Here is a 13,606-nt window from a genome sequence, read left to right on the forward strand (position 1 = left end):
GTCACTCAGGCACAGCTCGCAGTCACCTGCGAGCTGTGCCTTAACGCCGGTCAAGCCGCAGGCAAGTTGTGGTCCAGCCCGTGTGTATCGTTTTCATCCTCGCTGATGGTGTACCAGGTGCAATACGTGTGGCGGCTCAGGTCGCCCCGCGCATTGAGGGTGTGGGTGGGTCGCCCCAGTGCGTCATAGAACACCTGATCGCTGTAGGCACTTAAACGCAGGGACGCATCATTGATGTAATGATGATGATTGGCGAAGTAAGGGCGGTAGTTGCGAATGGCCAGGCCCTGGTTGTTGTACTCGACCCGGCTACTGACACGCCAACGGGTTTCGCTGTAGTGGCTGATCGGCTTGCCGTCCGGGTCCAGGTTCAGCGTGCCGTCGCTCCCAATCGTGTAGGCCATCCCGCCTGGGGCCAGTTGTTTGCTCTGCAACGTGCGTCCAAACCCGTCACTGCACGTCAGGCTGATGCGGATCAGGGGTTGGTATTCATCGGTAGGGGAAGGGTAGCGGTCGGCTTGTAAGACCACGGCGTGTACAGGCTCACGGTGCGCTGCCTGCATCAACTGGCTCAATTGCAATTGGTGCGGCTCTTCAAGGTCAAGCGTGGCCGCCTGTGCGCTGGCGCGAATATACCCGTTGGGCAGCACGTAACCTTGAGTGATCCACTCAGGGCGAAGTGCGGCCTGTGCAATCTGCCCCATCCAGCTGAAGGGCGTGTAGAAGCTGGCGCTGGCGGCCTGTTGCAGAGCCTGTTGAGGATGCCCGATGGCGTACTCCGGGCTGTCGTCAGCCGGTCGGCGGTAGTCCGACAACGGGTTAAACCCCACGGGTTGACCCAACTCCCGGCCAAAATAACTGTTGACCTGCAACTGTCCGAAGGCATCGTACCGGGCTTGCTGTTGAGTGCCTTGCGGGTCGGTAATCAGGACGGGCAATTGCAGTCGGTAATCGTACTGGGCTGTGGTGCGGCAGCCATCGGGCGTCTTGACCGAAACAATCTGGCACGCGTACCGATCATGCTCAAGTGTGGTGACCCCGTGACTCTCGGTCGGACGTACCCCGTAGGCACGGTAAAAACCGTGGGCCGGGTGATACAGCGTGAAGTTTTTCCTGATCGACCACAGCGTTACCGCACTGTTGTTGTCCGGCAAAAACAGTTCGGCGCGATGGTAATGCGCCTCGGTGAGCGCGTGAGTCAGATCAAAAGCACCGGCACCCGGCAACGTCGGAAGGTGCTCATAGGCCTTGAGTGCCTCGTCGTCCAGCTCGGCGGTTTCAACGTGATCCACCAGGGCCAGAAAGTCAGCCGTGCCCGCGGGGTACGGCAAGGCCGTTTGCACGTTGTGATAATGCTGCACCGACAAACCGCTCAGTGTGCGTGGTGCCTGCGGGTTCAAAGGCCCCTCGCTGCCTTGATCGATAAACGTCTCGTAACGGATTCGCTCCGAAGACAGCCTGTTCGCAGCACTGCCTTTGGCCAACACCAGGGCGTTGGTGCGCTGGCGATACGGCACACGCAGGCGCCACCGTTGGGGTTGGTCAAGGTGTATGAACTGCGCCAGTGACTCCGTCAGGTAAAACGACTGCTGCGACGCATCATGGGTGTCTTGCCACCACTGAGTCTGATAAGGATCGGTGAACGGGGACGGATCGTCCGGGGTTTTGCGGCGCGCGTAATAGACCGTCACACCATGGGTCAGGCTGCCATACGCATCCCAGCGCAAATGGATGCTGTGTTGGCAGGCCGGGTCGTCCCGTTCGCGTTCATAGCGATAACTGATGGACTCCACGGGCAGGGGCAGCATGGAGGCGCGCCCGTTTACCTGGCGCACCAGATAACGTTGCTGGCTGACCGAATAAGGCACCGCGCTGGCCGCCGGATCCCGCGCCGCGTACACCTCCTGACGCACCTGCGTGCCCGTCAGCGCATGGTTGATGTCCTTGAGCAACGGCGCGATGTCGGTTGCGACCAGCAGCGTGTCATCTGTCTGGCCGGGCAGCAGGCGGCTGACAAGCGTATAGCCCAGAGGCTGAGCAAGCGGATCGAGGTCGAAGTAGTCGCGGCGCACCATGTCGGTGCCCTTGCCGGTGTGGAACCACGTTTTGCGCAGCACGGCTTGAGTGTGGGCCGCAGTGGCCGTGTCACTGCCCGAGATATCCGAATCTGTTTCAAGCAATAACCCGAACCCCTGAAATTTACGCTCATTACCGTTATAGAACCCTTCGCGGTACTTAAAGCGGCGGGTCAGACGATTGCCTGTGATGGCGTCGATGTGCTGTTGCTCCGTCACAACGTGCAGGGGGATCGGCACACCGCAGATGGGAGGTCGGCCCTCACGAGCACGCTGTTGTTTCTCATCCAGCCATTCTTGAGCGCTGCTGCGGTATGTCAGCAGCCCCCTGGCGCCCATGTTGTTGTCCGTGCCAACGAGCAAATACGGCTTGGCGCTGACGAAGTCATAGCGCCAATGTTGGGGCGTCGCATGGGGCATTGACACGATCAGGCTGGTACAGCCCAGCCCCTGAAGGTCCGCGACACTGACCGTGCAGGCGTTGTCGTACATCAGGTTCTGGGGCCAGGGCAATCGAACAGGTGTAACCACCAGCCCCGTACCGAACAGGTTCATGAAAATCAGCGCATGGGCAGGCTCCAGGTACACCAGGTCGGTGGCACCTGAACCGTCAATGTCTGCGAGCAGGACCCGTGCAGCATCGAACTCGGCATAACTGAAGGGCAGGGTCGCAAAGACAAACCCCTTGCCGAAACGTCCATGGCCCAGATTCGGCCAGCATTTGATTTCATTGTGGCGAATGCGGATCAGATGCTGCTGACCACTGCCCAGCATATCGCTGAAGGCCACCACTTCGGTGCGGCTGGAACGGCTCAGTGAGGGCAAGGCGTCGTCATCCGGCACATGCGCGACATCCCGCCCCGATTCAAAGCCATCCTCGGCCTGATTCAGGTAGAGCCGGACACTGCGCGGGCCGATCAACGCCAGGTCGGGAGCGCCATTGCCGATCAAGTCGGCCAGTTGCCCCTGGGGGTGGAAAAACTCGACCGGCAGCGCGGCAAATGAGGCGAAGCTGGACCAGCGTCGTCGTGCGTTCAGGGTGAAAAAGCCGCTCATGGCGGGCTGGGCGATGATCCATTCCAGCTGACCGTCGCCATTGAGATCTGCCAATGTCTGGCGCAATGACTCGCGGTCCGTGGCAATCGGCATCTGCGGCAACGTGCGTAAGGGCCCGTACTGAACCGCGTTCGGCTGAGGGCTAACGGGGTCTCTGACAGGCTCACGGTAATGCCATGAGCGATTCTGGCTGTACAACACCCCCGGCATGCCGTCGCTGTACAGGTCCACCAACTGATAATCCTTGCCATCGCCGGGGCCTTGCAGCGCGGCAAAAGGCGCGAACTGCCCCGATTGGGGGTCCAGGGTGAACGCGCTGTACGTGAACTCGACCGGTGGCCAGTAACGGGCGCTGCCTGACCGCTCGAACGCCTGACTGTGCACAGCGTTGAGCAAACGCCCACGGTGTTCAGTGGTTACATACTCAAGGAGCAATCGACGAACCGCCACCGGCTCCGGGCCCAAGGCCGCCTCATCAGGGAAGTAATGAAACATCAGGATCTGCTGGCACAGGCGCTGACTGCCCCATTCGAAACCATAGGCATAGGTGAAAAACGGATCGGGCCGCGCGTCCCATTCCTGTTGGGGCGCATAAGACGGTGCCTGACTGAAATCGAGAGGGCGTTCGCCGTAATCGAATACCAACTCGAAATGCCATTGTTTGACCGGCGGCGACGTCGTTGTCCATAAGGCCAACTGGGGCTGATGCTGGCGATTGCCGTAACAAATGCGTTGCAAATAACGTTGCGCACGGCAGTCGCGAGCCGGCGCAACGGGTGGCTCAGCCCGCTCTCGCGTGTAGTGGTAATAGATCTGTTCGCCCAGCGGGGTGAGGCTTTCTTCCAGCAGCCACTGCGCAACATGCTGTTGAACCTCAGGGTCGGTGCAACGTGCCGCCTGTGTTTTACCGAAGAGATGCAAGGTGCCGTCTGCGCCCTGGACCAACCAAAAACCACCCGGATCATGACTCGACGCCCAGTGCTCATAACGGTCAAAGGATGACTCAACGCGCGGAAAGTAACGGGTCACCGTGTACGTCGCGTCGAGTTGAACCTCATTGAACTGAGCCGTGGTCGTGGTCTCGATCACCCCTTGTGCGTTTCTCCGGGGCCGCAGCTCCACCCCTGACGGGCCGATAAACCCGTCGGCGTCGGTATAGAGGGGCACGCCATTTTGGGTGTCGCGGCGGATACTGCCGGGGGCAGCGGTCCAGCCAATGCCAAAAGGCCCGTTACCCAATGTGCTGCTGTAGTTCAAACTCAACGACGGTGTGAAACCGCGTCCAGTTGAAATCGGCAGTGGAATACTAAAAGAAGCCTCACCCGTCATCCCGATGGCCCCCCATCCGGTGCCAATGCTGTGGATGGCACCGCCGCCTTTGGGCAGGGAAGGCGTAAAGACCTCAGCAGCGTTTTGTTGGGGCTGCGTCATCCTGCATGCCCCCCCAACTGTTTAGCGGTATAGCGCACATGAATAATGATGTCAGACAGGCTGCTCAGCATGGCCGACTGCGCAGCGGGGTTGGGGAATGACAACTTCCAGCCAGACACTGCACCCGTGTACTCAAAGGGCAAGTAGCGATCATCCCCTTCGAAATTAAGCGTGAATAACCCGCTGTCATTCAGTCCGGTTGAGAGCGCGATATGTTCGTTGACACGGTGGCTCGAATAGTCGAATTCACCTTTCTCTGCGGTATGGATGGTGTGATTGGTTTGCGTCAGGGTGGCGCGAATGTCTTCATAAGGGCCGAGCGTCGCTGGCAAGGTGACACTGATGCTTTTGATGCGGCGCAAATAATGGTCCGGGTAGTCAGCGTCAAACAGCGCCTTGGTGAGTTCAAACTCAACGGAACCTGTGCGCTGGAGTGTTGCGCTCATGTCGTCCCAAGAGGTGTTTCGAGTGGCATTCGGGTCTTTGGCCTTCAGGTTTCTGAGCGACACTGTTTTGGTGATTTCCATGGGCCGCGCATTGTGTTGCAGGTAAGCCACTTGCATGTTCATCAGGCTGAGCTTGAGCCCTTCACCGGCTGTCAGGCCCTGGCGATAACTGCTCCACTGGCTGGCGTGGACAAAGGTGCGGTCGGATGCTGCGCGCTCATAGTGCCAACAGGCCTGTGCGTCGAGGCACAGCGAAAGGGCCATGTCATACGCGTGCAGATAAAACGCAGAAAGCTGCGTACTCAGCCATTGGTACAGCTGAGGCGTGGTGAAGCGCTTCTCCAACAAATCAAACATCAACTTGGCTTGAGTAAGCGCGGTTTCGGCGGATTGATGTTGCAAGCGCGTGTTGTTGGCCTGTTCGCGCAAGACTTGAACTTGCTTCTTGACGTGCTCCAGTTCAAGGCGCGATTGCCCCAGTGCATGCTCCCATTCCTGATTGCGTCGATTGAACGCCTCGTTGCGGTCCAGATGGTTGGCATTGGAGCGCTTTTCATTGGCAAGCAGCTGAATGCCCGCCTGGGTGGCATAGAACCCTCCCTCTAGTCTCCAGCCGCCGGTGGACGTACCGAAAATATTGGGAACCAACATGGCCAGTCCAGCCGCCGCTTGTAGCCCATAGGCCACGGTGTCCAGGGCGGTACTGCGTTGAAGCTCCTGGGTGGCCTCTTGTTCGTTGGCGTTTACGCCTTCTTTGATCAAATGCTCCAGGTGCGCGATGCGGCCCTCAACGATACGCTGACCTGCCATCAAGGCATCCTGATTTTTCTCATCGATAATCCGGCTCTGGGCTTGTTGCTCAAGTGACAACCCCGCAAGTTGCCACACCTGTTGCTGCTGCAATTGCAGGTGTTCACTCTGATCCTGACGCTCAATGATCGACAACAGGGCATTACCAAACTGCACGACGTTTTCGACCGCCACCATCGCCAGTGCGTGAACCGTCTGGAATCGGTAGTGCCCCACGTGGGCAGGTTGACGACGCACCGAGGAAGCGTCCCCGGCCATGCGTGGGCTGGCATAGAGGTTAAGCAATTGGCGAGGGGAGGCGGGTGGGGCATATAACGGGACACGCAGGGGTTTACCGGTGAGATCCAAATGATTTCGCAGATTAAATAACCGTGATTGCACTTTTTCCCAACGGGCCAACATGGCCTTGTCCGGGGGGACACATAGCAACTGCGAGTCGCTGACCCGATGGATGGCCCGCGCCAGTTTTGAGTGATCAGCCGATGACAGCTTGTCAAATTCAGCACGCTCCATTTTGCGTTCAGTCGCGCGCAATGTGTCGTCGATATGACGGGTCAGATCGCCAAGCGTGGTAGAGGCCCACGGATCAACGACCTGAACAGAAGGCTCAGGGCCCAATAATGACTGAGCACGCACGTACCATAGCTTGGCCTCGTTAAGGCTCTCTGAGGTGGTTTGACGGTACGCCGCATCCCCTCGATTAAGCAAAATATCGACATACAGGGCATAGAGTGCACGTTTGAAATGCACCGGGGCACTGAGTGCAATCTGATTGGGGTCATCAGGGTTATCGTGCAGGTAGCCCATATGCGCGCTGTCTGAATTAAGTGCTGAGAGCCCCCAATAGGGTTGATCGGGGGATACCTGTGAGTGTTTGCGGGCTGGGTCGAACAAGTACTTGAGCCAGGTTTCGGCTTCCGCGTAGCGTTGCTCCAGATTGAACCGATGGGCAATCAGCCACGGCATGTACAAAAACAACTCCCACAGGTATTTCCCGTACGCCCCCTGAAAGTCGAGGGGAGCAAGCCCGGCACTTGAGGTCAGTGGCGGCTCACGGTGGGTGTGAGATAACGCAAAGAGCGCGGACATGTCGGCGGATGCGACCTGGGTGAGTGCGCCCCCGAGTGTCGTATTAAGTCGTATCGGCGCCCGGAATGCCCCGGGAGAGGCATTTAATTGAGCAATGGATGAGTCGCTGAAATCTATGAATTCCGCCGTACCACTCGGTGCTGAAGAGAGGCGCGTAATGCAAGGCCCCTTGGTTATATCCGCCGTGTTATTTTCGTTCAATACAATCTCAAAAGCCTTGAGGGCATACCCGAGTATATTGAACCTCATGTCATCTATATTTTGTTCTCGTATCAGAACGCCATGCACAATGGGAAGTTTCTTTTTCTGGCTTATGTAGTCTGGCAGTTGTTCGGCAGTGATATTAAGTGATGTGATGAACGTTCGGCCTGCGGGCAGTTCAAATTTCCCGCCTACCAGGTTTCGCCGCATGACATGGCTTTCGCCTATCAGGTGGGTATTGGTAATATGAACATGCGAGGGGTAAATAACCTCTACTTCTTTATCATGCGGTGGCAAGGTCATCACCACCTGTTTGTAGATACGCTGAAAGCGGGTGATCTTGATACGCTCCAGCAGCAGTTCATTTTCTTGGGGTAGCAGGCCAGCGGCTTGGCTGGACTCTTCAACCTTGAGTTTGGCCGAATACGTTGTGTTCTGAGTATGAAATAAATAATTAAACAACTCAGTGGAGACCATGACACCGTCGAGGATGTGGTTTTCCGAATATTGAGGCTGTCCAAAATATTGGAACGGCGCCGGCTTCGTTGGGTTTTGCGATGCCGTGGCGGATGTTAAAAAATCCTTGAACACTGTGTTCGTTTTATTGCAGGTCAGCTCAATGCTTGTGTAATCCTTGAGCAGACGTGTCGAACGGGGGTGCTTCAAATTCAAGTAGGAGTCACTCTTGAGCACGATACTGTCACTGCGGGCATTCTCAGGTGATTCAACCGTTAACCGCATGAACAACCAAAAACCGTCCTGTTGAACAACAAGCTCTACACTTTTGAATGACGGAAAACTCAGTGCGGTGTGTGTTGAGAGCTCAAGGCTGGAGGTGGTTTTATTGAACTTTGCACTGCCTGGCTTAGGGTCTTGAATATAGCGTTGGGTGCCTTGATAGTCCCACCTGTCAGAGCCCTTATGCGGCATCTCCTTTTTATGTATCGCCACATCAACGGCATTTATGCTGGGTGCCACAAAATTAAATTTGAACCGGTTATGACCTGCAAAAATATCCAAGTGACGACTGGCTTGAGTGGGTGCATCGCCCTGAACAATCGAGAAAAAACTGTTTAATGAATCCTTTGACAGCAGCAACGTTACATTGAGTTTACTGTCCAGACGCACAGCATGAGAGAAATCGAAATTTTTCCCTTTCACCAATGGAAAGGTATCTGCATAAGGTTCGGTATCGGCGACCAAGCCAAAAAACAAGGAGGGCGGAGCGGTGTGCGGGTCCACCATTGCAACCGTGGTAATCGTGGATTTTATGTCTTGCATCGAGAGCTTCTGCAACCATCGGCTGGTTGCGTACTCATCGATACAGATCTGCGGGCAACTCCAGCTGCCGTCCAGTTTCAAGAACGAGTAATAGAGGCGAAGGCGGGGGTAGCGTTTGATGAAGTGCTGCATATGCTCGGGATTAAAAATATCCAATCCTTCGGCGGGAGTGCCAGCCTCATCAAGAGCAGACAGGGGTTGACTGCATTGCGCCCAGACCACGAACAAGCGATCGTTGAAATACACCGGACGAATGCTTTGGTCCGGAATGTCATAGGAGGCGGGGATGGGGAGCTTTCGCCAATCTGACCATGCAGTGGGCGCTGAGGCGTCCATGGCGGATGGGTTGGCACCGGTAGAGCCGGCACCATTTTGTTTAGCCAGGTCCAAGGAACGCCAATAAAAAGCATTTTCCCCGTTGGACTTGCCAACCAGATAATAGCGGCTCTGAGCCATACTGTTGGCGTCACCGTCCACGTAACCATTGACCGTGCGAATCTGTGCCAACTCCTCAAACCGCCCCAGATAGCGGTTGACCGCGGCATTAATATGGCCGGGTTGCAAGTTGGTTTGGCTAATATCGCTTTCTAACTGTTGAAAGCTGTCGGTCTTGTCAATACGCAGGTGAGGGCTAATGTAATTGGCAGGAAAATGACGCAATTGTTGATGCGCGTGCCAAAGGGAGTAGGAATGAAGGCTGTTATCCCAAGTGGACTTCTGTGCATCGTTCATCCCGACCTGTTCGTACCCCGGTTCGAAACCCAACGCGATGTTATTGATGTATTGCTGAAGGCTGTTGATCGCACTTGAAACGCGACTGGTCATGACCGCCTGACTGACTTGAACATCCAGCAGCCAATAGTTGTATAAATCTTCAGGGGTGGAGCGGGGGGCCGACTCGATGGGGGCTTTATCTGTTTTAAGAGGATCGAAGGTGTACAAATAAAATGCCAGAAGCGCATCGCGGAATGTTTCGTTCACTTGCTGACTGAGTAATGACGACATGATAATTCCTTGTGCTCAATATTGTTGAACGAGACTATTTAGACAGACGCCGCAATCAGCGCCTCACCGACCTGTTTCCATTGAGGTCCCGATATATCAGAATTCAGATTTGTTGCCGCCAATATCAGCGATGCCGGAAGGCCTGTTTTATGAGATGTTTGATGGCAGCGTACAACCCAGTCAAGTTGAGCGATCGACTTGACGCGCGTGAAAGGTACATTTTCCAACAGCACCTTTATTTCACCCGCGTCCCAGCCCAGTAGCCGGCCTAGCAACATGGCCATCTGGTCATCATTGAGGGACTCGACACGATTGACCTGCGCCAAGTAATTAAAAAGACTGGCTTCACTCACACGGTAGGCGACCAGCATCAACTGAAACTGCGTCATTAAGTAAAGCGTATTCAGCGACAACTTTAAAAAGCCTTCAGGCAGGCTGCGTGAATCGAGCCAATGCGGATGGTTGATAAATGTCTGCAGAGCAGCTTGGCTAATGGGCAGTTTCAACGATGCAGCTGCATTGGGCACAGCCAGCATATTATTCTTCAACAATCGCCTGCTGTCTTGATTCCCCAGCGCAACCGTTATGCCGTGAACGATATGTTTGATTCTCTTTTCTTGGACCGAGGCAGGTTCAGCAGCCGTACCGCCCTGTGGAAATACGTCCAGCAAGGCCGCTTTCCAGGGCAACAATCGTTTATAAGCGGTATCCAGATAGGGTGCCAGTAACGACGCCATCTCTGAAACCGTTTCATCTTGAATTTTTTCAAGAGCAGAAGGGCTGATGTAGGCCTTGACCAACTTCTTGAGCGCGCTGTTCAGCTTGGGTAAATCAGGTGTTTCAGGAAGTAGCGGATGGACCTTTAAAATCGTTTTAATCAATACGTGACCTTTGGTGAATTTCAACAGTTCCAGCTGAAGTGCACCTTGCGTTGTCAGTTGAGAAAAATCAGCGTCGACCAAGACATAACGTTCAGTCTCAGCAAGCAGCTTTTCAAATGTGCTCAACTTTTCTTGCAACTCGCCATCCGGATCCATGTCATCCAGCAAGAGCTGACGTCGAATGGTTGAAAGACGAATGGCGGCACTGTTAAACCATTGGACGGCCCACTCCATTTGCATCAACACATCCAGAAAGTCAGGCGGTGTATTGCTGCCGCTCATTCTTAAAGAAGGGGTCACTAGCTGTTTGCTGTAATCCTTACCCCCCAACAACTCTGCAAGCTGATACATTTCTGCCAATGATAGATTGAACAGACGAGCAATCCGAACTTGCCGATAAAAAGCACTAAAGGTGGCCACGTCCTTTTTTGTTTCTGGGCCATATTTGTGTAGCTGAGCGGCCATGACCCCGAAAGCATCACGCGTATTAGGGACACCCAAGCTTGCACATATCAGATAGACCACTTCCAGTGACGCATCATCTTGCGAGTCAGGTGTGAAAGCGCTGCCATCGAGTTTAAATGAAACGTTGAATGCCTCTTTACGGTTATAAACCCGGTCATACAACGAACGCGTGGTGCCAGATTGATGGACGGGCAGGTGATGCAGGAGTGCCGAAAACTCTTCAATCGACAGCGTGTAGTGTTGTTCAAGGTAGCGGTACACGCCCAAGGCTCGTAGCGTATTGTCATTGAGCATGACCTTATCGTTTTCCAGGTCTGCCTGTTTGACGCTGTAGACAAAATGCTTGACGTCGTTGAATGAGCATTTCATCCAGCGCTGCAATCGAATGATGCGTTGCGCCAGGTCGAGCTGCTCAGGTTTATCAAAATCCAAAGTGGCGACATTCCCCACTTTTTTAATCGTGGGCAGTTTCAGCTCTGCATGAACATCCGACTGTTTACCGGGTAACTGTGTCGATTGAACTGGAAGGTACTTACCCAGCGAGAATAGCACTTGCATGTGCTCGTCATTAAGATCTGTACTTTCCATAAACCATGAGGGTGTCTTTAAAGATTCATACGTGCTCCCAAGGACTTTTTTTGCGAACGCATCTTTTTCCTTCGCGGTTGCACCGAGATCTTTATTATCGGTTATCAATACCTGTTGATGAGGCCCGAGGTGAGCCAGCAAGCGTTGCGCTTCATAACTTTCCTGTTGAACCTTGCCGTAGGCGGTACTGGGCTGTTGAGTAACCGGCAGTGCCAGGCTGATTTTGTAATTTAACTCACCCAGTTTTAAGTGGTGAGCCCCGAGCGCTGAAACACACTGTTCATAAGGAAGATAGAAGGGCAGTTGCAAAGGATAACAATGTGTTTTTAACACGTATTCAACAGTGGCATTGCTGTATATGTCCTTATTGTCACGCAACGCTTTGGTTATGCCCTCATGGAGTAACTCATTGATGATATTCAACAGCGGGGTTTGCGCGTACACAGCGTTCGCATCAATCTTCAGATTCTCTAAAGAGGCACGGCGTGTAGAAAGTGTTTTTTTGGTTTGGTTTCCCGTACCGGTCTTTTCCAATTGCAGGGCAAACAGGTACAAGGCTCGCAGATACGCCACAGGCGAATCCATGGCCGCCAAGGACTGCGGGGCACATACCTGATTCGATTCCTGAGGAAACAGTGAGCAGTAAGTAGCACCTTTGGCAGATTGAGCTGACATTTGGCGTTTGACACGCTGATCTTCAGTCAGCGAATCGTTTTGCTGGCGGTGGAGAATTTCAAGTTGCACTGCATAGCTCAGCGCTTGATCGTAGATTTTTCCAGCCATTTCCTCAGCCGTGAACTCCGTCAGAATATTGCAAAACTCTTTTTTGGAAACACGCGCAATGTCGAAGACAGAGAACAGTTGGGCATCGACCATCTTTTTATTGAAGTTCTCCATGCCACTCATCGAAGAATCTGCAATAGCCGCCAGTGAGAGCACTAAATCAGTTGGCGAGTTGTTTAGCGCAGGAGCAATTATTTGCGACATATCAATAAATTCCAGAACGCCATGCAGGGAATCCGCAGGGCGTTCCGAAGCTAACATCGGCAAATGCTGGCCTCGGTCAGACCGTACCGTTTGATCGGTTAAGACTGATCGTTGAATGAGTAAGGGAACAGGCAGGATAAACAGAGTCGTGTAAGGCCGCGCAGAAGGACAATGACACGCAAAGCACGCACAGCAGCAGGAAACGGTAAAGCGAGCCACAGATTGCTATACGCTATTTAACATAATATACATTATGCGTACCTTCCTATGCGGGCTTGGGGGGCTCTGCTGGTCAGATTTGAAGCTCACTTAAGCAGATTCTGATCAGCCCAGATCGATTGCAGGTGCAAGCCTACAAAAACCAGGAATGAAAATGCTTTCAAGCTGTTCACTTCAGTTCCGTAGTCAGAACACTCTCCGTGCATCACCTGATGACGATTCAGGGCCGTAAAGGCTGCACCGGAACTGGATGACTGGCTTCGGGCTGTAGAGCCTTTAAGAAAGTCAGACTCATGAAGCGTGAAAACCGGATGCAGAAGATCTAGCGACTCTTGGTCAGATTCAAACCTTTGCTTGAGCAGATGACCTGCCGTTGTAGAGCGGACTTTAGGTTCACCTTTGACGTCTCGCTTCATACCCAATGGTGATTCAACGCCAAGAATTTCGGATAGCCAGCCATCAGCCTGCGCAATAAAAACCGGGGTTGAGAGGAAAAATCCATCAGCACCAAACTCTGTATGAGCTCTTGCCGCAGCACCAATCGCTGTTGACCTAGAAGGATTATTGGCCAACAAACGATCGACAAAGTCCTGAAAATTATCGCGGTAGTAATCAACCATGCACTGATCAATTTCATCATTAGGAAGACTTGTAATACGCTCAATCAGCGGCATCAAGTCCTCTAAAGATGTTGACCAGCCAAAAAACCATCCCTTATCAGCGGCAACAGTCATGGCTAATTTCGACTGTGCTGGAAGCGCGTCCAGCTTTTCTAAATACTCCTTCCAATCACCACGAATCTCGGACGCAATCTGAGGGATCACTTCGGCCAAAGCACTCATGATAGGCACCGCAAAATTTGCTATTTGGGCAACTGTTTCGGTGAAAGCGTGCGCTAAGGCAACGAAATCAATCTGCTCTTTAGGCGTTTCAGACACGGTCATCTCTCAAATGCAGTGAAATTCTGACAATTCTAACGCTGACGATAGGCTAGAGATTCAAGTTTGCAGTACCCTTCCCCGCTGTTATTCTTTAATATTATAACTAAACTAAATGGTTGTTTAGTTTAGTT

4 protein-coding genes are annotated in these 13,606 nt (G+C 53.5%); all 4 read right to left on the reverse strand.

Features of this window, described 5'->3' with window-relative positions; translation table 11 throughout:
* Positions 1-50: 50 nt before the first annotated feature.
* The 4 genes from IF654_RS11855 to IF654_RS11870 all read right to left on the reverse strand — a co-directional run bounded on the left by IF654_RS11855 (position 51) and on the right by IF654_RS11870 (position 13,472).
* Complete coding sequence (locus IF654_RS11855) at positions 51-4,562, reverse strand: SpvB/TcaC N-terminal domain-containing protein (protein WP_194862438.1); 4,512 nt, start codon at positions 4,560-4,562, stop codon at positions 51-53.
* Positions 4,559-9,394, reverse strand: a complete 4,836-nt coding sequence (locus IF654_RS11860) for a Tc toxin subunit A-related protein (RefSeq protein ID WP_194862437.1) — start codon at positions 9,392-9,394, stop codon at positions 4,559-4,561. Before IF654_RS11860 ends, IF654_RS11855 begins: the two co-directional genes overlap by 4 nt.
* A gap of 38 nt (positions 9,395-9,432) precedes the next feature.
* A complete protein-coding gene (locus tag IF654_RS11865; protein ID WP_194862436.1) occupies positions 9,433-12,372 on the reverse strand; it encodes a Tc toxin subunit A in 2,940 nt (979 codons plus the stop codon).
* Positions 12,373-12,620: 248 nt separating this feature from the next.
* Entirely contained in the window at positions 12,621-13,472 is an 852-nt protein-coding gene (locus IF654_RS11870; RefSeq protein WP_141229989.1) for a hypothetical protein, read from the reverse strand.
* Positions 13,473-13,606: the final 134 nt, after the last annotated feature.

The organism is Pseudomonas lundensis, from assembly GCF_015377145.2.
GTDB classification, from domain to species: domain Bacteria; phylum Pseudomonadota; class Gammaproteobacteria; order Pseudomonadales; family Pseudomonadaceae; genus Aquipseudomonas; species Aquipseudomonas lundensis.